The following is a 22,417-nucleotide window of genomic DNA, read 5'->3' on the forward strand; positions in this document are numbered from 1 at the left end:
AACCCGCAGAGCGAGGCGGGCCGAAGCCTGTAGCGAGTGACCGACCGGTCGTCATTGACGGCACTTTCATCGGCTAATGCAAAGCTCGGTTTGCCCGGGCCTGCGGCGCACCCTAGAATGCCCCGATGCGCGATGATCTCTCCCTTCTGCTGAACTCCCTCAACGATGCCCAACGCCAGGCCGTAGCAGCCCCCGTTGGCCGTCAGTTGGTCCTGGCCGGTGCCGGCTCCGGTAAAACCCGAGTGCTGGTGCACCGTATCGCCTGGTTGATCCAGGTCGAAAACGCCTCGCCCCACTCCATTCTGTCGGTGACCTTCACCAACAAGGCCGCTGCCGAGATGCGTCATCGCATCGAGCAGTTGCTGGGTATCAACCCGGCCGGCATGTGGGTCGGCACCTTCCACGGCCTGGCGCACCGCTTGCTGCGCGCGCACTGGCAGGAAGCGGGCTTGAGCCAGACCTTCCAGATTCTCGACAGCGACGACCAGCAGCGACTGGTCAAGCGGGTGATCCGCGAGCTGGGGCTGGACGAACAGCGCTGGCCGGCCCGTCAGGCACAGTGGTTCATCAACGGGCAGAAAGACGAAGGTCTGCGTCCGCAACACATTCAGGCCAGCGGCGACTTGTACCTGGCGACCATGCGCGGCATCTATGAGGCCTACGAGGCGGCCTGCCAGCGCGCCGGCGTGATCGACTTCTCCGAACTGCTGCTGCGCGCGCTCGACCTGTGGCGCGACCATCCGGGCCTGCTGGCGCACTATCAGAAGCGCTTCCGCCATATCCTCGTCGACGAGTTCCAGGACACTAACGCCGTGCAGTACGCCTGGTTGCGTCTGCTCGGCAAGGGCGGTGACAGCCTGATGGTGGTCGGCGACGACGACCAGTCGATCTACGGCTGGCGCGGAGCGAAAATCGAGAACATCCATCAGTACTCGTCGGACTTCCCGGATTCGGTAACCATTCGTCTGGAGCAGAACTATCGCTCCACTGCCGGCATCCTCAAGGCCGCCAACGCCTTGATCGCGAACAACACCGGGCGTCTCGGCAAAGAGCTGTGGACCGACGGCGGCGACGGCGAAGCGATCAACCTGTACGCCGCGTTCAACGAACACGACGAAGCGCGCTACGTTGTCGAAACCATCGAAAGCGCGCTGAAAACCGGCCTGGCCCGCAGCGACATCGCGATTCTCTACCGCTCCAACGCCCAATCGCGCGTTTTGGAAGAAGCCTTGCTGCGCGAGCGCATTCCGTACCGCATCTATGGCGGCCAGCGCTTTTTCGAACGCGCGGAAATCAAGAACGCCATGGCCTACCTGCGCCTGCTCGAAGGCCGTGGCAACGATGCCGCACTGGAGCGGGTGATCAACGTCCCGGCCCGTGGTATTGGCGAGAAAACCGTCGAAGCGATCCGCGACCATGCACGCCACAGCGATGTGTCGATGTGGGAAGCGATGCGCCAACTGGTCGCCAATAAAGGCCTGACCGGTCGTGCTGCCGGCGCCTTGGGTGCGTTTATCGAGCTGATCGAGAACCTTGCCGCCAAGTGCATGGAGATGCCGCTGCATCTGATGACCCAGACCGTCATCGAGCAATCGGGGCTGATCGCCTATCACGAAGCGGAAAAAGGCGAGAAAGGCCAGGCCCGGGTAGAAAACCTTGAGGAGCTGGTCAGCGCCGCGCGCAACTTCGAGAACACCGAAGAAGACGAAGAGCTGACGCCGCTGGCGGCGTTCCTTGGCCACGCTTCGCTGGAAGCCGGCGACACTCAGGCCGACGAACACGAAGACAGCATTCAATTGATGACCCTGCACAGCGCCAAGGGCCTGGAATTCCCTTACGTGTTCCTGGTGGGCATGGAAGAAGGCCTGTTTCCGCACAAGATGAGCCTGGAAGAACCGGGTCGTCTTGAAGAAGAACGTCGCCTGGCCTACGTCGGCATCACCCGCGCCATGCAGAACCTGGTGATGACCTATGCTGAAACCCGACGCCTGTACGGCAGCGAAACCTACAACAAGGTCTCGCGTTTCGTCCGTGAAGTGCCGAAGGGTCTGATTCAGGAAGTACGCCTGTCGAACAGCGTCAGCCGACCGTTCGGCGGCAACCAGTCGATGAGCGGCAGCAACCTGTTCAGCGGCAGCGAGATTCCGGAAACCGGCTTCAGCCTGGGTCAGGCGGTGCGTCACTCGATCTTCGGCGACGGCGTGATCCTCAACTTCGAAGGCGCCGGCGCGCAGGCGCGGGTGCAGGTGAACTTCAGCGAAGGCAGCAAGTGGCTGATGCTCGGGTACGCGAAGCTGGAAGCCATCTGACGCCGGTTTCGCTTTTCTGTGGGAGCGAGCCTGCTCGCGAATGACATCACCGTGGTTGATCTGATAAACCGCAGTGTGGCTTTCGCGAGCAGGCTCGCTCCCACAGGGGTCGGCGTTGGATGATCTAACAAGGACATTTCCATGGGCTCAGGCTTCTTTTCTTCCTGGACATTCTGGGCCCTGCTCTCGGCGACTTTCGCCGCGCTGACGGCGATCTTCGCCAAGATCGGCATCGAAAACGTCAATTCCGACTTCGCCACCCTGCTGCGCACCATCGTGGTCCTGGTCAGTCTGGCCTTGATTTTGTACGCGACGGGCCAATATCAGTCATTGGGATCGATTTCCGCCAAGAGCTATCTGTTCCTGCTGTTGTCCGGCCTGGGTACCGGCGCGTCGTGGCTGTGCTACTTCCGCGCGCTGAAAGTCGGCCCGGCCTCGCTGGTTGCGCCAGTGGACAAACTCAGCGTGGTACTGGTGGCGGTGCTCGGCGTGATCCTGCTGGGCGAGAAACTCGACTTGCGCCAATGGGGCGGCATCGGCCTGATCACCGCCGGTGTGGTGCTGCTGGCATTGCGTCGATAAGCAAGTTTCCCGCTGAACCTATCCCATTTTCCTACAGACAAAAGTACATGGCCTTATTGCTTCGACGGAGCTGAACATAACCTGTCAGGCAAAAGCCCGAAACACTCTCTCGCTAGCCAGTAACACTTCAGCTGTGCAACATGGCGCGCGTGTCTCCACAAACGGGAATTCCCTTTATGAAACGTTTTCTTAGCATCGCCATGGCGTTGTGCATCGGCCTGACGATGAGCCTCGACGCCAACGCCAAGCGCTTTGGTGGTGGCAAAAGCGCCGGCGCTGCGCCGACGCACCAGACCAGCCAGATGGCTCCTTCTTCCCCAGGCATGGGCGGCGCAGCAGCGACCGCTGGTGCTGCCGGCGCTGCCGGTGCCGCTGCCAAGGCTGGCGGCGCTTCGAAATGGCTCGGCCCTCTGGCCGGTATCGCCGCCGGTGGCCTGCTCGCTTCCATGTTCATGGGCGGCGGCTTCCAGGGCATGCAGATCTTCGACATCCTGATCATGGCCGTGATCGCGTTCGTGATCTTCCGCTTCATCGCCGCTCGTCGACGCAAGCAGCAGGAGCACCTGGCTCCGGCCGGCGCGCCGATGCAGCGTGAAGTATTCGAGCAGAAACCTGCTGCCATGGGTTCGATCTTCGGTGGTTCGGCCGCACCGGTTGCCGCTCGTCCGGTGATCAACGCACCAGCCTGGTTCAACGAGCAGAACTTCCTTGCCGCCGCGCGCAGCCATTTCCAGGCGCTGCAGCAGCACTGGGACGCCAACGAAATGGACAAGATCGCCGAGTTCGTGACCCCGCAGATGCTCGACTTCCTCAAGCGTGAGCGTGCGGATCTGGGCGACGGCTTCCAGTCGACTTACATCGAAAACCTGCAGGTTCAGCTGGACGGCGTGGATGATCGCGCCGACAAGACCATCGCCACCCTGACCTTCAGCGGTGTGTCGAAGACCTCGCGTTTCGACCAGGGCGAAGTGTTCAGCGAAAGCTGGAACATGGAACGCCCACAAGGCGAAAACCAGCCTTGGCTGGTGGCCGGTATCCGCCAGAACGGCTGATCCCCATCGCGTTACGCATGTGGTAATAAAAACCCCGGCCTCGGCCGGGGTTTTCTATTTCACGGTTGCATCTATAGCGAGCTACTGTATAAACCGGCCCATATAAACCGCGCCATTCAAGCAAGAGGATCCCGGACGTGGAAGAAATCATCGAACAACTGCGCGAAGCCAACGAACCCGTACCGGTTCCCCTGGAATTGCCCGACGAAGACCAATTGGTAGAAATCGAAGAAGAACTCTTCATCAACATCCCGTTCGTCTTCAAAGAGTTTCTGCTGACCGTCAGTGACGTGGTGTACGGCAGCCTCGAGCCGGTGACCGTCACCGACCCGCAATCGCACACCTATCTGCCGGACGTGGCGGCCAACGCCTGGGACATCGGCGTACCGCGCGACCTGATCCCGATCTGCCAGGACGGCGACAACTACTACTGCGTCGAAGAAGACGGCACCGTAGTGCTGTGGTCCGGCGAAGAAGAGCTGATCACCGAAGAATCCTGGGAATCGGTGTGGCACTGGGCGCGGGACGTCTGGCTGGAGAGCTGATTCGCCAGATGCCCGGGCCGGTCAGTGCCCCGACGACTCCTTGTGGTTGTCGAGGGTTTCCAGCAGGGCCACCTGCATCCGCGTGTGTACGCGGATGAACCAGCGCCAGAGCAGCGCCGCCACGGCGGCCGCGACCACGGCGACCAGCACCAGCAACTTGTTGGTCGGCAGGATACTGGCCGACAAGGCTGCCAACAGCAGGAAGATCACCAGCAGCGAGAGGATCGGGATCACTTCGGAGATCACCCGACGCACTCGCTGCGTGTGACGCCCGGCCATCTCCGGCTTCACGCCCATTTCCGCCAGCAGCATCGAAAGCGCCTTGAGCTTGCGATACGCCGCGATCAGGAATGGCAGTGACAGCAGCAGCGCACCGCCCCAGATCAACGCCTTCTGCCAGCTCGGATCACCGATCCAGTCCTGCATCCACACCGACAGCCGTCCGGCAAAGAACGCGCCGCTGAAGAAGATCGCGATCACCAGCGCCAGATTGACCCCGACCTGCAACAGGATCCGCCGGATCATCGCCGCCAGCATCGCGCCCTCGCCTTGCGGCTGAATGCTGCGCAGCCATTCGCCATACATGCCGAACACCCGGCCCAAACGCTTGGGCACCGCCGCCGAGAGCTTGATCGACAACGGGTCGGCCGCGCGAATCAGGTACGGCGTCAGCAGCGTGGTGATCACCGACACCGCCACGGCCACTGGATACAGAAAGTTGCTGGTGACCTGCAGCGTCATCCCGAGCGCGGCGATGATGAAGGAAAATTCGCCAATCTGTGACAGCCCCATCCCCACGCGCAGTGAGGTTCGTCCGTCATTGCCGGCGATAAACGCCCCGAGGCCGCAGGACAACATCTTGCCGAGCACCACCGCCACGGTAATGACTGCAATCGGCCACGCGTATTGCAGCAGGATCATAGGATCGAGCATCAGGCCGATGGCGACGAAGAAGATTGCACTGAACAGGTCGCGTACCGGCTCGATCAGCCGTTCGATCTTCAGCAGTTGCCGCGACTCGGCCATGATCGCGCCGATCAGGAAGGCGCCGAGCACCATGCTGTATTCGAGCTTGACCACCAGCAGGCAGAAACCGAAACACAGACCAAGCACGGTGATCAGCAGCATCTCGTTGCTTTCGAATTTGGCGACATAAGCCAACAGACGCGGCACCAGCAGAATGCCGACCACCAGCGCAACGATCATGAACAGCGACAGCTTGCCGACCGTGGAGAACACTTCGCCGGAGCTGACCGTGCCGCTGACCGCGATACTCGACAGCAAGGCGATGATGCCGATGCCGAGGATGTCCTCGACGATCAGTACACCGAAGATCAGCTGCGCAAAGCGCTCGTTCTTCATCTTCAGGTCGTTGAGCGCCTTGACGATGATGGTGGTCGAGGAGATGGCGAGGATCGCGCCGAGGAACAGTGAATCCATGGTGTTCCAGTCGAACCAGCGACCGATCTCGTAGCCGATCCAGATCATCAGGACGATTTCGAGAAACGCCGCGATAAACGCCGTGGCGCCAACCTTGAACAACTTGCGCAGGCTGAATTCCAGCCCGAGGCAGAACATCAGGAAAATCACCCCCAGTTCGGCGAGGGTCTTGATGGTTTCTTCGTCGTGGATCAGGCCAAACGGCGGCGTGTGCGGGCCGATGATGAAACCGGCGACGATGTAGCCGAGCACCACCGGCTGCTTGAAGCGGTGAAACAGCACGGTGACCACACCTGCGACCAACATGATCACTGCCAGGTCCTGAATAAAGCTGATGGCATGCATGGTGTGGGCTCCTTGTATGACGTGACCCGCCGTCAGACATCAGAAAGGTCTGAGCGAGCTGGGTAAAAATCCGCTTTTCGTGTGGGAATTGCCCTTGGGCAGGGCCTTTTGCAGGTTAACACCGCGACTTCCGGCTGGAAGGCGGTGCAATATAAGGAAACAGATCGGTCGCGGCGTGACGGCAGCCACTCGTCTGGCGTCCCGATAACGGTGCTTTTGAAAAAGCCACCAGGCACCCGCAGAGGTGCGTCCAGCCATCCAGCCTTGATCCGTGAGAACGTTATGGAACCCGGAAACGCCCAACTGTCGATGACGGTATTGATGACCCCCGACATGGCCAACTTCTCTGGCAATGTCCACGGCGGTACCCTGCTCAAATACCTCGACGAAGTGGCCTACGCCTGCGCGAGCCGCTATGCCGGCCGCTACGTGGTAACGCTGTCGGTGGATCAGGTGATTTTCCGCGAGCCGATCCATGTCGGCGAACTGGTGACCTTCCTTGCGTCGGTCAACTACACCGGCAACACCTCGATGGAGGTCGGCATCAAAGTGGTGACCGAGAACATCCGCGAGCGCTCGGTACGCCACACCAATAGCTGCTTCTTCACCATGGTCGCGGTGGATGACCAGCGCAAACCTGCCGCCGTACCGCCACTGCAACCGCAGAACAGCGAAGACAAGCGTCGCTACATGCAGGCCCAGCAGCGCCGGCAGATTCGTCAGGAGCTGGAGAAGCGCTATCAGGAGATCAAGGGCGACGCCTGATCGATCCTTTGGAATGATGTTGCTTTATAGATAGCCGTTGCGAGCAAGCCCGCTCCCACCTTCAATCGCAGTCCGCCCATGAGAACGCGGTCGAAGGTGGGAGCGGGCTTGCTCGCGAATGGGTGTAACGCGGTCTTACAGACTGATCGCGGTAGCCTCGAACTTCACCCGAGGATGCGCGATCCGGTCCTGCGCCCGCACCAGTTGCAGCTCGTAACTGGCACACGCCTGGGTTTCCAGCAGCACTTCATGCACCGCCGCTGCAGTGAATTCAAACGCCGCCACCAGACTGTCACCGAGCAGCACCCGTGCCAGGAACAAACCGGACGTCAGATCGCCCACACCCACCGGTTGACGCGGAAACGCCAGCAGCGGACGGCGCAGGTGCCAGCTTTCGTCGGCGGTCACCAACAACATCTCGAAACCGTCCGCCGGTTTGCCCGGATAATCCAGGTGTTTGACCAGCACCGCTTTCGGGCCGCGTGCCAGCAGTGCCCGGGCCATCCCCAGGCAATCGAACAAGGACTGCGGCTTGCGCCCGGAGAAGCTGTCCAGCTCCAGCTGGTTCGGGCACATGATGTCCGCCACGGCTGCCGCTTCTTCCAGCAGGAAATCGCTGACTTCGGTCGGCACACTGCAGCCTTTCTCCGGATGGCCCATTACCGGGTCGCACAGGTACAACGCCTTCGGATTGACCGATTTGATGCGCTCGACACCACTGAGAATCGCCCGGCCCTGCGCCGCGCTGCCCAGATAACCGGAAAGCACGGCGTCGCAGTTGCCCAGCTCGCCAATGGCGGCAATGCCTTCGACCAGTTCGGGGATCTGGTGCGGCGACAGCACTTCACCGGCCCACTGCCCGTACTGGGTGTGGTTGGAAAACTGCACGGTGTTGAGCGGCCAGACATTCACCCCGACCCGCTGCATCGGAAAAACCGCGGCGCTGTTGCCGGCATGGCCGAAGACCACATGGGACTGAATGGCGAGCAGATGAGGCGTACGTTTCATTCGGGTTATTCCGTAAAACGATTGAAATTCAAGCCGCGCAGTATGCGACGAAACACAGCCTGTACGACAGACCGGCGACGCAGTTAAGCTGAGCTTATCTTTTGGAGTTTCCTGTTGATGCTGACCCTCGAAAACATCTTCGTGCTGATGCTGTTCGCCGCTGCCGGCGCATGGCTTTGGCACAACCACGGCTTGCGCGAGCGGGCGCTGGAACGGGTCAAGCAGCATTGCATCAATGTCGGCGTCGAACTGCTGGACGGTAACGTCGCGTTGAAAAAAATCGGTTTGATCAAGGATGCCAGCGGCCGGCGGCGCCTGGCCCGGGTCTACAACTTCGAGTTCACCGTGACCGGCGAAACCCGGCACAACGGCACCATCACCCAGTTTGGCGCACACAGCGCTTCGATCGAATTGGCGCCCTACCCGGCACCGTTCGACGACACGCCACCCGTGGTCGAGGTCACCCGCCCACGGGCCGAAGTGATCGAGCTGAGCCAGTGGCGTCAGGATCACAACAAGTGGAAGCCTTGAGCTAACCCGCCTGAACCCGGCATTGCGCCAGGCCTGCCTGCAAATTATCGACATTTTGCGCATCGGCAAAGATCAGCTCGATACGTGAATCCCGGCGCCACTCGCTGGGTTGCCAATTCAGTTCAGCGTTATCCAGGGCATTGGCTGAAACCCAACCCTGTGCGCTGTGGATAACCAGTTTGGCCCGCCGCCAGTCCAGGCTTTGCAGCCATTGGCTCAAGCGTTGCGTATCGAACGTCTGTCCCGGGTGCCAGCGCCAACCAATGCTCCAACCGCCCTCCTGTGCCTGACTCAGGCAGATCGGCACGGCCGGATCGCTCCAGATCGCCGGAATCGACGCCAATCCCTGCGGCACGATGAGGTTATCCACACCTGCCATTGCTTGCGCCGCCACACCCGGCAACTCGCGTAAAGGCAGTTGCGCCTGCTGCGTCCAGATCAGTTTGACTGCCGGCAAACGCTCGGCAATGGTCTGCCGAGCAGCCTCATTCAGACTTTCTGCCTTGTTCAGTAACAGCAGACCGGCGTTGGCCAAAGCCTCCTGCTGAGCGGGCGGCAGCGCTTTCCCGGCTGCCAGCGCCTGGGCATCCAGCACTGACACACAGGGCTGTACCGCCAGTACACCAAGCCACGGCGCTTCGCTTAATTGCTTGAGCAACTGCGCCGGATGGCCCAGCCCGGACGGCTCAATGAACAGCCGATCCGGCCGGGCCTTGCGCAGCAAACGGCCGAGGCCGATTTGAAACGGCGCACCATTCACGCAACACAGACACCCTCCGGCGACCTCGCCCAGTGCGATACCATCGGCGGCGCGGGTCAGCAACGCGGCATCGAGGCCGATCTGGCCGAACTCATTGATCAGCACCGCCCAGCGCTCGCCTTCCGGCCGCTGGGCCATGAGCTGGCGAATCAGGCTGGTCTTGCCGGCGCCCAAAGGGCCGGCGATGACATGGGTAGGAATGTTCTGCAACATGACTGGGAGTTTTCTGAGGGGATTGGGCATGCGTTGGATGGGATGGTCGTTGCTGTTGATGCTGCTGTCGAGCGAAGCCTGGGCCCAGGCCTGCGTGGTGCACAGCCAGGGTGAGCGACTTGACGTTAAAGTCTGCCAGCAAAACCGCAGTATTCCCGAGAAACTGTTCAGCGACGGCTTCTGCCAACCGACGCTGGCCGGGCAGAAAGTCGAGGTGCAGTACGTCGATCAATGCCCGAGCGGCGCGTTCGGCGTGTGCAGCAACGCGCAAGTCGCCAATATGCCCTATCGCCAGGATATCCACTATTACGGTGTCGCCTCCGACGCGGCGTATTTGCAGCCGTACTGCGAAGGCCAAAGCCAGGGCCAGTGGCTCAAGCCTTGAGCTGTCAGCCGAGCCAGTCGAGGGTCAGCAGCAGCCGTCGCTCACCCGGCGCCGGTTGCGGGGAGCGATGAATCAGGCCAAAGCCTTCATTGCCGAGCCACTTCTCGCCCTTCAATAGCGCCACATCACCCCGTTTGAGTTGCTGGATTTGGCTCATGCCCTGTGGCTCGGCGTTGGCCTGGCCCAGTTGCTCGCGATCCATCACGCCTTCCTTGAGCCACTGGCTGCCAATCCCCGCAAAGGTTGTGATCAAGCGCACCGGCACATGATCGACATGGAAACGTGGGCACATGGCTTTATCCAACACCCGCAGGCGCAAACCGATACGCCGTGCCCCCAGCAGACAGGCGAAGGCACTCACCAGCCATTGCAGGTCAGCGATGAAGGCTTCGTAGCCTTGCAAATCACGGAATCCGGCGGCCAATCCTTTCAGATCAGGATCGGCGTCTTCATCCGGCAGTTCGATGCACAGCGATTCCGCCAGAGGCTCGTTGAGCGACAGCAGCAATTCTGCAAAATCGGCGATGTGCAGCGGCAGTTGACGCTGCCAGACCGCAAGATTGACGTCGTCTTCAAGGATTCGCGTCAGCGTTTTCGGCGTCGCTCCCTGATGCTGATGGCGCGCCCGGTTTTGCTGCAACTTGAGCGCAAGCATCAGGCGGCCTCTTCGTGCCAAGGGCCGAACGGATCCGGCAGCCGGCGCCAACCGTCTACGCCAATGGCCATTTCCTCGTCAGTCAGCAGGCAGGCATCGAGCTCCGACTTGAGCTGTACGAAGTCGATGTTCTGGCCGATGAATACCAGCTCCTGACGACAATCTCCGACGCTCGGCGTCCAGTTTTCCATGATCGCTGCGGTACTTTCCTGATCCTGCGGCCATTGGTTTTTCGGTACGAAACGCCACCAGCGGCCTGCGAAACCATGGCGCATCAAACCGCCGGCCTGCGACCAACTGCCTGCGTCGGAGGGTTTGCTGGCGAGCCAGAAGAAGCCTTTGGAGCGCAGCAGTTTGCCGTTCGGCCATGGACGATCGATGAAGTTGAAGAAGCGCTGCGGATGGAACGGGCGGCATGCGCGGTAGGCCGTCGAGGCGATGCCGTATTCCGTGGTTTCCGGCACGTGCTCACCGCGCAATTCCTGCAACCAGCCCGGGGCCTGAGCGGCTTTCTCGAAGTCGAATCGGCCCGTGTTGAGGATTTTCTCCAGCGGCACCTCGCCCATCACCATTGCAATGATCTCCGCCTGGGCATTGAGACGCTTGAGGATTGCCATCAGCTCTTCGCGCTCCTGGCGGCTGATGAGGTCGATTTTGCTGATCAGCAGTACGTCGGCGAACTCGATTTGTTCGATCAGCAGATCGGTGATCGAGCGCTCGTCTTCATCGCCCAGGGTCTCGCCTCGGGAAGCCAGACTCTCGGCGGCCTGATAGTCGAGGAGGAAATTCACGCCGTCGACTACCGTCACCATGGTGTCGAGGCGCGCGACGTCGGCGAGGCTCTGGCCCTGCTCGTCACGGAAGGTGAACGTTTCGGCGACCGGTAGCGGCTCGGAAATACCGGTAGATTCGATGAGCAGGTAATCGAATCGTCCTTCGCGGGCGAGCTTGCTGACTTCTTCGAGCAGGTCCTCGCGTAACGTACAGCAGATACAACCGTTACTCATCTCCACCAGTTTTTCTTCAGCACGGTTCAAGCTGACATCGCGCTGAACTTCGCTACCATCAATATTGATCTCGCTCATATCGTTAACGATAACAGCAACGCGCAAGCCTTCTCGATTACGTAGTACGTAATTTAAAAGTGTACTTTTTCCGGCACCGAGAAAGCCCGAAAGAACGGTCACGGGAAGCGGAGATGACATTGGATAATCCTCATCAGATGGTGGCCGATGTGCACGTTGGCCTGGTTTGGCGTAGCGCACCGCGTTCTATGGCTTCAAAACAGCGATCTGGTAGAAGCAGACGCTTGAAATCGGCGAACTCAGACTCAATTCAAATTGATGTTATAGTATAACAATATGAATAAGCCAGCCCCGCGCTTGCCCAAACCGATAAAGCGCAGGAAGCTGCACGCAATCTGCCCATTGGGAACCGAGATGAAAACTGCTTTGAAATGCTCGCTGCTGAGTCTCGCGTTGCTGTCGGGGGCCGACGCCTGGGGGCAAATTCCCGCACTCGCCAACTGCACACACAGCGCCAATCTGCTGGCCTGCATCGACGCGCAAGGCAATGCCTACAGCGTGAACACGGTGGGCAGCACAATTTATCTGCGGGGCTTTGAAAAGGACGGCAACCGCTACTGGGCGCAGACCAACAGCCGTTTCGGCCAACTGACGTTCTTTACCGGGATCGCCTCTGACGGGGAAGCCTGGGTGGGCTACACCCGTCGCGTCGGCTGGACGACGATCAATCGTTTTTCCAGCTCTGGCGGCAGTAGCGCGAAGTTCACCTGCAGCCGGATCACTGGCTGCTAAACCTGCGCGTTTTGCTGCTCCTGCTGCCAGGCGATATAGCTGTCGACTGGTGGATTCTTCTGAAAGTAACGCTGTAGCCCTTCGAACAAGCCATTCGCCACGGCTTGCTGATGCCGAGGCGTGATCAGTCGCTGACTGTCTCGGGCGTTGGAAATGAAGCCGGTTTCCACCAGAATCGACGGCACGTCCGGCGACTTCAACACGGCAAATCCTGCCTGTTCCACGCGCTTCTGATGCAGCGTGGTAATACCTGCCAGACTGCCGAGAACGGTGCTGCCGAGTTGCAGACTGGCGGCGATGGTGGCGTTCATCGACATATCGAGGATCACTCCGGCGAGCATCGGATCCTTGTCCTTGAGGTTGAGCAGACTGGTCGCACCGAGCAGATCCGCGCCATTCTCCCGCTGCGCCATGAAGCGCGCAGTCGCAGACGTCGCGCCACCCTCAGACAGGCAATACACAGACGCTCCCGACGCCGTCAGACGTGGCGCCGCATCGGCATGCACTGAGATAAACATGTCGGCCTTGTGCTGGCGCGCTATATCCACCCGTTTGCGAAGTGGTACGAAGAAATCATCATTGCGCACCAGTTTCACGTCGAAGCCTTTCTCCCTCTTCAGCCGTTTGGCGAGCAACTGGGCGATGGACAGCACCACATCTTTTTCCCGTTCACCTTTGGCACCAACCGCGCCCGGGTCTTTTCCGCCGTGCCCGGGGTCAACGACGACGATGATGTCGCGCTTGGGGTGAGTCTTATTCGAGGGTGTTTCACGTGGAACCATTGCCGCACTTGATGCCTGTTTGGCGTTCACCAGATCAAGCACCAAGCGGTGTCCTTGGCCATCTTCGGGCGCCAAAAGGAAGCTGTTCAACAGCACTGGATGGTTCAGGTCGAGAACAATCCGTGTATCACCCTGACCAAAGTGACCTGATCGAATGGAGCGAATGGCGGTATCGGCAAGCAGCAACTGGCTGAAATCACCGCTCAAACTCGCCCCTGAAAGGTCAATGATCAGGCGTTCTGGAGCGCTCAGGGAGAAAGTTTTGTAGCGCACCGGACCGCTCAGGTCGAACACCAATCGCAGCTTTTCATCCGAACGCCAGAGCCGCGCATTGCGAATCTGTGTAGCCGAGACACTGAAGGGGAAAGCCAAGGCCGTACTGGCCAGCAGCAGATTGAGCAGATGACGTCTGTGCATATGAAAGCCCGTTCATGAAAAAGCTATCGTGATTTGAATTGTTATAATGTAACATCCAATTCAATCAACACGATGGTTCCGAACATGAATTCGCTGACACTTCCGGATATAGCGACTCAAGTCGCTCGCCAGGCGTTACCGCTTGATTGGGTGGGCATGTACGGTATCGCTCTGCCTGTTCTGTTGGAAGGCCAACGTCTGAGCGCAAAAGCAGATGCAGGCGTCAGTCTCGAGGATGGCGAGGCGCGCGGTATTCACATGTCGCGGCTGTATCTGGCGCTGGCGGCGCTTGAACGGCACAACCTCTCTCCCGCCTTATTGCGCGAGGTACTCGATGATTTTCTGGTCAGTCACGAAGGTTTATCCGACAGCGCCTACCTGAACATCCATTGCGAAGTACTGCTGAAAAGGCCTGCGTTAGTCAGCCCTCTGGCCGGTTGGAAGAGCTATCCAGTGAGCATTTGCGCCAGCCTGAAAAGCAAAGTGTTCCACGTGGAACTGAAAATCGAAGTGCCTTACTCCTCAACTTGCCCCTGCTCAGCAGCGTTGGCGCGGCAGTTGATTCAGCAGCAATTCATCGAAGATTTCGCCAACAAGCCACTGCAACATGCCGAAGTGTTGGCCTGGCTTGGATCGAGCCAAGGCATTGTCGCCACCCCGCACAGCCAACGCAGCACCGCGCAACTGCATATGCATCTGGACGAGTTCATCGACGAGCTACCCCTGAGCGTCATCATCAATGATGCCGAAGCGGCACTCGGCACCGCCGTACAAACCGCCGTGAAACGCGCCGACGAACAAGCCTTCGCTCTGGCCAATGGGCAAAACCTGATGTTCTGCGAAGACGCCGCGCGACGACTCAATCTGGCCCTGCGCCGCTCCCCCGGCGTCAGTGGTTTCCACCTGCGGGTAATCCACGCCGAAAGCCTGCACGCCCACGACGCTGTCGCCGAAAGCCACTGGCACCGAGAACTCGCATGATCCGTTGCCAAACCCTGACTTGGGGCGCACCCGGCCAACCACTGACTTCGCCACTGACGCTCTCGCTGGAACACGGCAGTCTCAGCGCCATCATCGGCGCCAACGGCTGCGGTAAAAGCAGCCTGCTCAAAGTCATCGCCGGATTGCAGAAGCCTTTATCCGGAAAAGTCGCACTGGGTGTTCCACGTCAGGGCGGCTTGGCGTTCCTGCCGCAACAGCAACACCTCGACCGACAGTTCCCCATCAGCCTCGAAGAACTGGTGGCCGCGGGTTTCTGGGGCCGCCGATTGTCGACGCAACTGCGCGCGCAACGACTCGCCAGCGCACTGGAAAACTGGCACTTGAGCGGATTGGAAAAGCGTCCGCTGATGGCCCTTTCCGGCGGCGAATTGCAACGCGCGCTGCTCGCCCGTTTGAGTCTGACCGACGCTCCGTTACTACTCCTCGACGAACCCCACGCTGCCCTCGATGAGCTGGGCCAGCAGTTACTCTGGCAACACCTCCACGCCTGGCATGCCGAAGGGCGAACACTGCTGGTGGTCTGCCACGACCTCGCCGCGGTACGCCAACACATCCCGCAGACATTGCTGATCAAAAATCGTCAGTGCGTGTTCGGCCCCAGTGCCGAACTGATCCAGCAAACACCCAACACGCAGGTGGCCTGATGCTCACCGTCAGCCACCTCTGGCAACCGTTCAACGAGTTCGTGTTCATGCGCCGCGCACTGCTCGGCGGTGTGGTACTGGCCTGCAGCACGGCTCCGCTTGGCGTGTTTCTGATCCTGCGGCGCATGAGCCTGATCGGTGACGCCGTCGCCCACGGCATCCTCCCCGGTGCGGCGCTGGGCTTCTGGTTCGCCGGTCTGAGTCTGCCGGCACTGACACTCGGCGGCCTCGGCGCCGGCCTGGGCATGGCCGGTCTCGCCGCCTGGATCACCCGTCGCACCGGTCTGCGCGAAGACGCCAGCCTCGCCGCGATCTATCCGATCTCGCTCGCCAGCGGCGTGTTGATTCTAGGCATCGCCGGCAAGCGTCTCGACCTGTTGCACTTGCTGTTCGGCTCGGCACTCGCCGTCGACGGTCCGACCCTCAACGGCATGTTGTGGGTGTCGGGGCTGAGCCTGATCGCCATGACTCTGATCTACAAACCGCTGCTGCTGGACACCCTCGATCCGCTATTCCTGCAAACCGTCAGCCGTCTCGGTCCACTCGCCCACGGCGTGTTCCTGACCTTGGTGGTGCTCAATCTGGTGATCGGTTTCCAGGCCATCGGCGCCTTGATGGTGGTGGGTCTGATGATGCTGCCCGCCGCCGCTTCACGATTCTGGAGTCGGCGCCTGCCGAGCCTGATTGTCATCTCGGCGCTGATCGGCTGCCTCTCGGTGGGGTGCGGATTGTTGATCTCGTTCTACTACTCGCTGCCGAGCGGTCCGGCGATCGTGCTGGTCGCCGGCATCGGTTATCTGCTGTCCGTGGTGTTCGGACCGGTGCACGGTTTGCTGCGCCGCCCGCCTTTGCTCACATCCCAATGAGGTGTTTTCCGATGCGTGCTCTACTCGTGTTGTTCAGCCTGATGCTGTCGATGTCGTTGTCGGCGGCGGAAAAATTGCCAGTGGTCACCAGCTTCAGCATCCTTGCCGACATGGTTCATCAGGTGGGGGGCGAGCATATTCAGATCACCAACATGGTCGGCCCGGACGCCGATGCCCACACGTATGAACCGACGCCCGATGACGCCAAAGCGCTGCTCAAGGCCAGGCTGATCATCAAGAACGGCCTCGGTTTCGAACCATGGCTCGATCGCCTGGTGACCAGCACCGAGACCAAAGCCCCAGTCATCAGTGCCAGTCACGGCGTGATTCCACGCTCGCTGGATGAAGACGGCGAGAGCGTTCCCGACCCGCACGCCTGGCACAATCTGGCGAACACCGAGTTGTACATCGCCAACATCACCAAGGCGCTGATCGCCGCCGATCCGGCGAACAAGGCCGACTACCAGCGCAACAGCCAGGCCTATCTGAAACAGATCTACGCCCTGCTCGCCGAAGCCAAGGCCAAGCTCGGTTCACTGCCGCCGGGCAACCGCAAGATCGTCACCAGCCACGATGCCTTCGGTTATCTCGGTCAGGCCTACGGCATCGACTTCATGGCGCCGCAAGGTCTGTCCACCGAACGCGAGCCATCGGCCGCCGAAGTCGCCGCGTTGATTACCCAGATCCGTCAGGCCAGGGTCAAAGCGGTGTTCATGGAAAACATCAAGGACGCGCGCCTGCTCAAGCAGATCGCCGATGAAAGCGGCGCACATATCGGCGGTACGTTGTACTCCGATGCCCTCGCGGCCAGCGGCCCGGCCAGCACCTTTACCGGGCTGTTCGAATACAACCTCAACACCCTTTACGACGCATTGAGCCAGCCATGATCCGCAAGAATCCTTCAGGCGATCTGCCGCAAATTGCCGAGTCAGCCTACGTCGACAAAACCGCGATCATCTGCGGCAAGGTGATCATCGGCGAGAACGTTTTCGTCGGCCCCTACGCGGTGATCCGCGCCGACGAAGTCGATGCTTCGGGCACGATGGAGCCGATCACCATCGGTGCCAATTCGAATATTCAGGACGGCGTGGTGATCCACTCCAAATCCGGCGCGGCAGTGACCATCGGTGAGTTCAGCTCGATCGCTCACCGCTCGATCGTGCACGGTCCGTGCGTGGTTGGCGACCGCGTGTTCATCGGCTTCAACAGTGTGTTGTTCAATTGCGTGGTCGGTGATGGCTGCGTGGTGCGGCACAACTCGGTGGTCGATGGCCGCGATTTGCCGGCCGCGTTCTACGTGCCCTCCACTACCCGCATCGGCCCCAACACCGACCTCTCGCAGTTTCCGCCGGTGAGTGTCAGCGCCTCGGAGTTTTCCGAAGACGTGGCACGCACCAACGTCGATCTGGTGCGCGGTTACAAAGCCTTGCAGAACGAGTTCTGAACCATGAGCAGCGTGCTGATTCGCAACGCCAGACTGGTCAACGAAGGACGCGAGTTCGACGGCGATCTGTTGGTCAGCCATGGCCGCATCGTCAAGATTGCGCGCAGCATCGACGGTGAAACTGCGCGGGTGGAAATCGACGCCAACGGCCAATGGCTGTTGCCGGGGATGATCGATGACCAAGTGCATTTTCGCGAACTGGGGGCGCCGGACAAGGGCTGCATTCACACCGAATCTCGAGCGGCGGTGGCGGGCGGCATCACCAGTTTCATGGACATGCCCAACACCCAACCGGCCACCCTCACCCTCGAAGCGCTGACGGATAAAAAGCGTCGGGCGGCGATCAACTCCGTGGCCAACTACGGCTTTCACTTCGGTGTGAGCCGGGACAACCTCGACACCGTCGCCGCGCTCAACCCCTGCGAAGTCGCCGGGGTCAAAGTGTTCATGGGCGCCTCCACCGGCAATCTGCTGGTGGATGATCCCAAGGTTCTCGAGCGCCTGTTCGCCGAAGTGCCGACGATTCTGCTGGCCCACTGTGAACACACGCCGAGCATCGAGGCCAATGCAGTCCGACTGCGTGCGCGCCTGGGAGAGCACCTGCCGGCCAATATCCATGCCTTGATTCGCGATGCCGAGCCTTGCTACCGCTCTTCTTCACTGGCGGTGGAACTGGCCAGACGTCACGGCACCCGCCTGCACGTTTTACACCTGACCACCGCCCGCGAGCTGGCGTTGTTCGAAGACAAACCACTCGCGCAAAAACACATCACTGCTGAAGTCTGCCTGCATCACCTGCTGTTCGATGAAAGCGACTATCCAGCCCTCGGCAACCTGATCAAATGCAACCCGGCGATCAAGACCCGAGCCGACCGCGATGCCTTGCGCGCGGCGCTGCTGAGCAATCGACTGGACGTGATCGGCAGCGATCACGCGCCACATACCTGGGCGGAAAAACAGCGCCCATATGCCGAGGCGCCGTCCGGTTTGCCGCTGGTGCAACACGCTTTGCCGGCGCTACTGGAGCTGGTGGCCGATGGCGTGCTGCCGATCACCACGCTGGTGGCGAAGACCAGCCATCGGGTGGCGGATCTGTTTGCGATTCCGGATCGAGGTTATTTGCGGGAGGGGTATTGGGCGGATCTGGTGCTGGTTGAGCCAGCGGCTCTGGAGGTGTCGCGGCAACCGATTCTGTCGCGGTGCGGGTGGACGCCGTTTGCTGACAAGACTTTCCGCTATCGGGTGAATACGACGTTGGTGTCGGGGCAGATTGCCTGGCGCGAGCAGCGCATTAACGAAGGATGTCAGGGCCTGCCGCTGCGGTTTATGCGCTGAATGATCAGGTGTCTGACAGGACGTCTTCGCGAGCAGGCTCGCTCCCACAAGGAATCGCACTGGCCCTGTGGGAGCGAGCCTGCTCGCGAAGCTTTTAAGCTCTTGGCTTCACCGTGCCGCAATCCTGACCCAACCACACCGCGCGGGTTTCCAGGCTGCCCTTCTGGTTGATCCCGATGGCGTTGAACGTGCCGTTGGCCACGGTGGTGAACTCACGATCACTGACAAACGTCGCGACACCGGTGCCTTGCGCTTTCGGGCAACTGAAGCGGAATTTCCACTGATTACCGGTGCGCTCGGTGATCTGCTGTTTGCAACCCGACTGCGGATCGGCCAGCGGAATATCGTTGGTCGCCACTTGCTGCGGTGTCAGGCAGGCGCGGATGCCCTTGCCACCGATGTTGATTCCGTTCTTTTCCAGCGCCGCGCGCTGTTGCGGCGTCATCTGGCCTTGCAACTGACCGAGGATCGACTGCACATCCATTGGCTGGTCATCGACCTTGACGTTGCTCGAGGTCATTTCCCATAGCCCCGGCTGCAGCATTTGTGCCTGCGCAATCACTGGCATTGCCAAACCCAGGCCCAGTGCCAAACCCAGCAGACGAACGTTCATCGAAAAACTCCTGATCAGTAGTGGCCGTTAGACGCCGGCCGATTGCTTCGGTTCATGCGCCAATTAAATAGCGACAATCGCCTCGGAACATGGTCTGTTACGCATTGAATCTTCAGGAGCAAGGTTGCCCCATGGATTATTTTGGACCGCACATTTTCGGTTATCTGATCGCTCTTATACATAGCCTCGGCTTGATCGCCGCGATCCACGCAGTGCTGACGGTACGCACCGCCCAAGGCTCGATCGCCTGGGCATTGTCGCTTATTTTCATTCCTTATCTGACCCTCATCCCCTACCTGGTGTTCGGCCGCAGCACTTTCGACGGTTACATCAAGGCGCGCCGTCAGGCCAACGAACAGATGCGCCAGGCGATATCCGAGCTGAACTGGCGCCCGTGGGTGGAAGAAGCGCTCACTGCCCGCGCGTCGAAAGCCTATGCCTCCCTACGTGCCATGCCCAAGCTGGGGCGCATGCCGTGCCTGGCAAACAACGAAGTGCAGCTGCTGGTGAATGGACACGCCACCTTCGAGGCGATTTTCCAGGCAATCGATCAAGCGCGCGAAGCCGTACTGATCCAGTTTTTCATCATCCATGACGATCGCCTCGGGCAGCGCCTGCGCGATCTGTTGCTGAAGAAAGCGGCTGAGGGCGTGGCGATTCATCTGCTCTACGACCGGATCGGCAGCCACGCCCTGCCCCACAGTTATGTGCAGGCGCTGCGCGATGGCGGTATCGAGGTCAAAGCCTTCGCCACGCGCAGCGGCTGGCTCAATCGCTTCCAGGTAAATTTCCGTAACCACCGCAAAATCGTCGTGGTCGATGGCGTACTCGGCTTTGTCGGCGGGCATAACGTCGGCGATGAATACATGGGCGAGAAGCCGCCACTGGCGCCATGGCGCGACACCCACGTGCAAGTGCGCGGCCCGGTGGTGGCCTGCATGCAGGAGTCGTTTGCCGAGGATTGGTTCTGGGCCGCGCGCACGTTGCCGCCGCTGATCCTGCCGGACGTTTACCCGGAGGACGGCGTGCTCTGCCAGTTGCTGGCAAGCGGCCCGGCCGACGCCTACGAAACCTGTTCGCTGTTCTTCGTCGAAGCGATCCACGCCGCGACCGAGCGGGTGTGGATCACCAGTCCTTACTTCATTCCCGATGAGGCCGTCTTCGCCGCGTTGCGCCTGGCGGTGCTGCGCGGCGTCGATGTGCGCCTGCTGCTGCCATCGCGCCCCGATCACCGCATCGTCTACGCCGCTTCCAGCCTCTATGCGTTCGAAGCGGTGCGCGCCGGCGTGCGGGTGTTCCGCTACGAGCCGGGGTTCCTGCATCAGAAAGTGGTGTTGATCGACAGCGAGATCAGCGCCATCGGCAGCGCCAATCTGGACAACCGCTCATTCCGGCTGAATTTCGAAGTGATGCTGTTGACCGTCGACTGCGAGTTCGCTGCCAGCGTAGAACAGATGCTCAACGATGACTTCGAGCAGGCTTACGAAGTCGCCAAAGAAGAGAGCCGGGAAGTCCACCGCCTGCAACAGCTCGGCATGCGGATCGCCCGGCTCATTTCACCGATTCTCTAGCAAGCCCCATCACCCTCTCCGAGCGAGAGGGCATGGTTCAGGCATCAAGGGTGGTAGATGTCGTCGCGAGTCCAGGGCAGTTCATGGCTGCCATCCGGATGCGCCTTCACCGCGAGAATCTGGTGCAGGTTGATCCATCCACGCGCGAACGCGTAAGCACACCCGGCCAGATACAGCCGCCAGATGCGCAGCGCCTGATCCGGCACCAGTTTCCCGGCGGCTTCGAGGTTGTCCTCCAGGCGCTCGCTCCAATGGTCGAGTGTGCGCGCGTAGTGCAAACGCAGGCTTTCGACGTCGACGATCTCCAGCCCGGCTTCACTGATCTCGGCCGAGATCATCGCCAGGTGCGGCAGCTCGCCGTTGGGGAACACGTATTTCTCGATGAAGTCGCCGGCGCCGCGGCCTACCGGACGGCCGTCGGTGTGTTTGGCGGTGATGCCGTGGTTCATCACCAGACCGCCCTCCTTCACCGCGCCGAACAGAACCTTGCAGTACTCAGCGAGGTTGGCGTGGCCAACGTGTTCGAACATGCCGACGCTGACCACCTTGTCGAAACGCCCGTCCTGCGGCAGATCGCGATAGTCGAGCAATTGCAGTTCAACCTGGTCTTCCAGGCCCTCGGCCTTGACGCGCTCGCGGGCCAGTTCCAGCTGTTCCTTGCTCAGGGTGATGCCGAACACCTTGGCGCCGAATTCACGCGCCGCGTAACGGGCCAGACCGCCCCAGCCACAACCGACATCCAGCAGGTAATCGCCCGGCTGCAAACGTAGCTTGCGACACAGATGCCGGAACTTGGCTTGTTGTGCCTGTTCGAGGGTTTCACTGCCGGTTTCGAAATACGCGCAGGAATACGCCATGTCGCTGTCCAGCCACAACTGGTAGAACGCGTTGGACAGGTCGTAGTGATAGGAAATGGCCTTGGCGTCGGTTTCCTTGTCGTGCACCGAGCGCACAGGCTGTGCATCGTCGTCCTCATTGAGCAAGGCGCTGCTCAATTCGTCGCAGACCCGGATGACCTCGCTGATCGAGCCTTCCAGCTCAAGCTTGCCTTCGACAAACGCCGCCCCCAGCGCGTCGAGACTTGGATGCGTGAGCTGGCTGACCATCTGCGGGTCCTTGACCACGATGGTAACGCTGGGCGCCGGACCCAGATTGAATTCATGGCCGTCCCAGAGCCGCAGGCGAAGCGGAAGCTGCAGATTCTGTAAGGCTGGTGGAAGTTGCGCGAGCATGGAAAATCCCCCTTGTTTCAGACGTCAGATCTGAGGGTAGACCATCCTTGAAAAATAGCAGGCTATCGATTTAATTAGCCGACGCTATCGTTCCAGACGCTCCA

Annotated in this window: 23 protein-coding genes; 15 read left to right on the forward strand and 8 right to left on the reverse strand. The window is 60.5% G+C overall.

Features of this window, described 5'->3' with window-relative positions; all coding sequences use genetic code 11:
• Positions 1-125: 125 nt before the first annotated feature.
• From uvrD to AC27VU_RS02385, 4 genes are all read left to right on the forward strand, one after another.
• Positions 126-2,309, forward strand: coding sequence for a DNA helicase II (uvrD, locus tag AC27VU_RS02370; RefSeq protein WP_003229685.1), 2,184 nt, complete (start codon positions 126-128; stop codon positions 2,307-2,309).
• A gap of 141 nt (positions 2,310-2,450) precedes the next feature.
• Positions 2,451-2,891, forward strand: a complete 441-nt coding sequence (locus tag AC27VU_RS02375; RefSeq protein WP_003229686.1) for an EamA family transporter — start codon at positions 2,451-2,453, stop codon at positions 2,889-2,891.
• Positions 2,892-3,067: 176 nt separating this feature from the next.
• Positions 3,068-3,943, forward strand: a complete 876-nt coding sequence (locus AC27VU_RS02380) for a Tim44 domain-containing protein (RefSeq protein ID WP_003229688.1) — start codon at positions 3,068-3,070, stop codon at positions 3,941-3,943.
• Between the two features lie 137 nt (positions 3,944-4,080).
• The gene (locus tag AC27VU_RS02385; RefSeq protein WP_047596914.1) at positions 4,081-4,488 is read left to right on the forward strand and encodes an SMI1/KNR4 family protein; all 408 of its coding nucleotides are present in this window, start codon (positions 4,081-4,083) and stop codon (positions 4,486-4,488) included.
• Between the two features lie 21 nt (positions 4,489-4,509).
• Here the strand turns inward: AC27VU_RS02385 and AC27VU_RS02390 are convergent, their stop codons facing one another.
• Complete coding sequence (locus AC27VU_RS02390) at positions 4,510-6,273, reverse strand: cation:proton antiporter (RefSeq protein WP_003229692.1); 1,764 nt, start codon at positions 6,271-6,273, stop codon at positions 4,510-4,512.
• A gap of 282 nt (positions 6,274-6,555) precedes the next feature.
• On the opposite strand from AC27VU_RS02390, the gene AC27VU_RS02395 reads away from it, so the two are divergent.
• A complete protein-coding gene (locus AC27VU_RS02395) occupies positions 6,556-7,038 on the forward strand; it encodes an acyl-CoA thioesterase (protein WP_003229693.1) in 483 nt (160 codons plus the stop codon).
• A gap of 135 nt (positions 7,039-7,173) precedes the next feature.
• Here the strand turns inward: AC27VU_RS02395 and pdxY are convergent, their stop codons facing one another.
• Positions 7,174-8,046 carry a pyridoxal kinase PdxY gene (gene pdxY / locus AC27VU_RS02400; RefSeq protein ID WP_003229694.1) on the reverse strand — a complete coding sequence of 291 codons (873 nt, stop codon included), beginning with the start codon at positions 8,044-8,046 and terminating at the stop codon, positions 7,174-7,176.
• Positions 8,047-8,163: 117 nt separating this feature from the next.
• On the opposite strand from pdxY, the gene AC27VU_RS02405 reads away from it, so the two are divergent.
• On the forward strand, positions 8,164-8,577 hold the full coding sequence (locus AC27VU_RS02405) for a DUF3301 domain-containing protein (protein ID WP_003229696.1): 414 nt from the start codon (positions 8,164-8,166) through the stop codon (positions 8,575-8,577).
• Between the two features lies 1 nt (position 8,578).
• On the opposite strand, the gene AC27VU_RS02410 is transcribed toward AC27VU_RS02405, so the two are convergent.
• Positions 8,579-9,550: a CobW family GTP-binding protein gene (locus tag AC27VU_RS02410; protein WP_488723326.1), complete on the reverse strand. Its 972-nt coding sequence runs from the start codon at positions 9,548-9,550 to the stop codon at positions 8,579-8,581.
• 28 nt (positions 9,551-9,578) lie between these two features.
• On the opposite strand from AC27VU_RS02410, the gene AC27VU_RS02415 reads away from it, so the two are divergent.
• Positions 9,579-9,935 (forward strand): hypothetical protein, encoded by a 357-nt coding sequence (locus tag AC27VU_RS02415; RefSeq protein ID WP_003229700.1) that lies wholly within the window; start codon positions 9,579-9,581, stop codon positions 9,933-9,935.
• A gap of 4 nt (positions 9,936-9,939) precedes the next feature.
• Here AC27VU_RS02415 and AC27VU_RS02420 read toward each other — a convergent pair whose 3' ends face one another.
• Both AC27VU_RS02420 and zigA read right to left on the reverse strand, forming a co-directional pair.
• Positions 9,940-10,590 carry a DUF1826 domain-containing protein gene (locus tag AC27VU_RS02420; RefSeq protein ID WP_103522504.1) on the reverse strand — a complete coding sequence of 217 codons (651 nt, stop codon included), beginning with the start codon at positions 10,588-10,590 and terminating at the stop codon, positions 9,940-9,942.
• Positions 10,590-11,795, reverse strand: a complete 1,206-nt coding sequence (gene zigA, locus AC27VU_RS02425) for a zinc metallochaperone GTPase ZigA (protein ID WP_488723327.1) — start codon at positions 11,793-11,795, stop codon at positions 10,590-10,592. The genes AC27VU_RS02420 and zigA overlap by 1 nt, the downstream gene beginning before the upstream one ends.
• Positions 11,796-12,029: 234 nt before the next feature.
• Here zigA and AC27VU_RS02430 point away from each other — a divergent pair, with 234 nt between their 5' ends.
• Positions 12,030-12,407: a hypothetical protein gene (locus AC27VU_RS02430; protein WP_003229706.1), complete on the forward strand. Its 378-nt coding sequence runs from the start codon at positions 12,030-12,032 to the stop codon at positions 12,405-12,407.
• Here AC27VU_RS02430 and AC27VU_RS02435 read toward each other — a convergent pair.
• On the reverse strand, positions 12,404-13,606 hold the full coding sequence (locus AC27VU_RS02435; protein ID WP_488723328.1) for an N-acetylmuramoyl-L-alanine amidase: 1,203 nt from the start codon (positions 13,604-13,606) through the stop codon (positions 12,404-12,406). The two genes, AC27VU_RS02430 and AC27VU_RS02435, sit on opposite strands and share 4 nt — an antisense overlap.
• An 84-nt stretch (positions 13,607-13,690) precedes the next feature.
• Between AC27VU_RS02435 and folE2 the strand changes: the two genes are divergently transcribed.
• From folE2 to AC27VU_RS02465, 6 genes are read left to right on the forward strand one after another with little or no spacing between them, the layout of a single operon-like run.
• Positions 13,691-14,587: a GTP cyclohydrolase FolE2 gene (gene folE2, locus AC27VU_RS02440; protein WP_488723329.1), complete on the forward strand. Its 897-nt coding sequence runs from the start codon at positions 13,691-13,693 to the stop codon at positions 14,585-14,587.
• Positions 14,584-15,252 (forward strand): metal ABC transporter ATP-binding protein, encoded by a 669-nt coding sequence (locus AC27VU_RS02445; RefSeq protein ID WP_003229712.1) that lies wholly within the window; start codon positions 14,584-14,586, stop codon positions 15,250-15,252. The genes folE2 and AC27VU_RS02445 overlap by 4 nt, the downstream gene beginning before the upstream one ends.
• Positions 15,252-16,118, forward strand: a complete 867-nt coding sequence (locus AC27VU_RS02450; RefSeq protein ID WP_488723330.1) for a metal ABC transporter permease — start codon at positions 15,252-15,254, stop codon at positions 16,116-16,118. The genes AC27VU_RS02445 and AC27VU_RS02450 overlap by 1 nt, the downstream gene beginning before the upstream one ends.
• Positions 16,119-16,129: 11 nt before the next feature.
• Positions 16,130-17,005: a metal ABC transporter substrate-binding protein gene (locus AC27VU_RS02455; RefSeq protein WP_473018482.1), complete on the forward strand. Its 876-nt coding sequence runs from the start codon at positions 16,130-16,132 to the stop codon at positions 17,003-17,005.
• Positions 17,002-17,562 (forward strand): gamma carbonic anhydrase family protein, encoded by a 561-nt coding sequence (locus tag AC27VU_RS02460; RefSeq protein ID WP_473018483.1) that lies wholly within the window; start codon positions 17,002-17,004, stop codon positions 17,560-17,562. Before AC27VU_RS02455 ends, AC27VU_RS02460 begins: the two co-directional genes overlap by 4 nt.
• 3 nt (positions 17,563-17,565) lie before the next feature.
• Positions 17,566-18,897, forward strand: coding sequence for a dihydroorotase (locus AC27VU_RS02465; RefSeq protein WP_488723331.1), 1,332 nt, complete (start codon positions 17,566-17,568; stop codon positions 18,895-18,897).
• Between the two features lie 94 nt (positions 18,898-18,991).
• Here the strand turns inward: AC27VU_RS02465 and AC27VU_RS02470 are convergent, their stop codons facing one another.
• The gene (locus tag AC27VU_RS02470; protein WP_003229722.1) at positions 18,992-19,510 is read right to left on the reverse strand and encodes a DUF3617 domain-containing protein; all 519 of its coding nucleotides are present in this window, start codon (positions 19,508-19,510) and stop codon (positions 18,992-18,994) included.
• Between the two features lie 131 nt (positions 19,511-19,641).
• Between AC27VU_RS02470 and cls the strand changes: the two genes are divergently transcribed.
• Positions 19,642-21,081: a cardiolipin synthase gene (gene cls, locus AC27VU_RS02475; RefSeq protein WP_103484022.1), complete on the forward strand. Its 1,440-nt coding sequence runs from the start codon at positions 19,642-19,644 to the stop codon at positions 21,079-21,081.
• A gap of 44 nt (positions 21,082-21,125) precedes the next feature.
• Here cls and cfaB read toward each other — a convergent pair whose 3' ends face one another.
• Positions 21,126-22,313, reverse strand: coding sequence for a C17 cyclopropane fatty acid synthase CfaB (cfaB, locus tag AC27VU_RS02480; protein WP_003229726.1), 1,188 nt, complete (start codon positions 22,311-22,313; stop codon positions 21,126-21,128).
• Positions 22,314-22,417: the final 104 nt, after the last annotated feature.

This window comes from Pseudomonas sp. 14P5.3.2, from assembly GCF_057799175.1.

Coding starts and splice junctions, on each gene's coding strand:
- AC27VU_RS02405 (WP_003229696.1), top strand. CDS start 8,164: ATGCTGACCCTCGAAAACATCTTCGTGCTGATGCTGTTCGCCGCTGCC.
- cls (WP_103484022.1), top strand. CDS start 19,642: ATGGATTATTTTGGACCGCACATTTTCGGTTATCTGATCGCTCTTATA.
- AC27VU_RS02450 (WP_488723330.1), top strand. CDS start 15,252: ATGCTCACCGTCAGCCACCTCTGGCAACCGTTCAACGAGTTCGTGTTC.
- AC27VU_RS02415 (WP_003229700.1), top strand. CDS start 9,579: ATGCGTTGGATGGGATGGTCGTTGCTGTTGATGCTGCTGTCGAGCGAA.
- cfaB (WP_003229726.1), bottom strand. CDS start 22,313: ATGCTCGCGCAACTTCCACCAGCCTTACAGAATCTGCAGCTTCCGCTT.
- AC27VU_RS02375 (WP_003229686.1), top strand. CDS start 2,451: ATGGGCTCAGGCTTCTTTTCTTCCTGGACATTCTGGGCCCTGCTCTCG.
- folE2 (WP_488723329.1), top strand. CDS start 13,691: ATGAATTCGCTGACACTTCCGGATATAGCGACTCAAGTCGCTCGCCAG.
- AC27VU_RS02455 (WP_473018482.1), top strand. CDS start 16,130: ATGCGTGCTCTACTCGTGTTGTTCAGCCTGATGCTGTCGATGTCGTTG.
- AC27VU_RS02430 (WP_003229706.1), top strand. CDS start 12,030: ATGAAAACTGCTTTGAAATGCTCGCTGCTGAGTCTCGCGTTGCTGTCG.
- AC27VU_RS02470 (WP_003229722.1), bottom strand. CDS start 19,510: ATGAACGTTCGTCTGCTGGGTTTGGCACTGGGCCTGGGTTTGGCAATG.
- AC27VU_RS02465 (WP_488723331.1), top strand. CDS start 17,566: ATGAGCAGCGTGCTGATTCGCAACGCCAGACTGGTCAACGAAGGACGC.
- pdxY (WP_003229694.1), bottom strand. CDS start 8,046: ATGAAACGTACGCCTCATCTGCTCGCCATTCAGTCCCATGTGGTCTTC.
- AC27VU_RS02395 (WP_003229693.1), top strand. CDS start 6,556: ATGGAACCCGGAAACGCCCAACTGTCGATGACGGTATTGATGACCCCC.
- AC27VU_RS02410 (WP_488723326.1), bottom strand. CDS start 9,550: ATGTTGCAGAACATTCCTACCCATGTCATCGCCGGCCCTTTGGGCGCC.
- AC27VU_RS02380 (WP_003229688.1), top strand. CDS start 3,068: ATGAAACGTTTTCTTAGCATCGCCATGGCGTTGTGCATCGGCCTGACG.
- AC27VU_RS02445 (WP_003229712.1), top strand. CDS start 14,584: ATGATCCGTTGCCAAACCCTGACTTGGGGCGCACCCGGCCAACCACTG.
- uvrD (WP_003229685.1), top strand. CDS start 126: ATGCGCGATGATCTCTCCCTTCTGCTGAACTCCCTCAACGATGCCCAA.
- zigA (WP_488723327.1), bottom strand. CDS start 11,795: ATGTCATCTCCGCTTCCCGTGACCGTTCTTTCGGGCTTTCTCGGTGCC.
- AC27VU_RS02435 (WP_488723328.1), bottom strand. CDS start 13,606: ATGCACAGACGTCATCTGCTCAATCTGCTGCTGGCCAGTACGGCCTTG.
- AC27VU_RS02420 (WP_103522504.1), bottom strand. CDS start 10,590: ATGCTTGCGCTCAAGTTGCAGCAAAACCGGGCGCGCCATCAGCATCAG.
- AC27VU_RS02460 (WP_473018483.1), top strand. CDS start 17,002: ATGATCCGCAAGAATCCTTCAGGCGATCTGCCGCAAATTGCCGAGTCA.
- AC27VU_RS02390 (WP_003229692.1), bottom strand. CDS start 6,273: ATGCATGCCATCAGCTTTATTCAGGACCTGGCAGTGATCATGTTGGTC.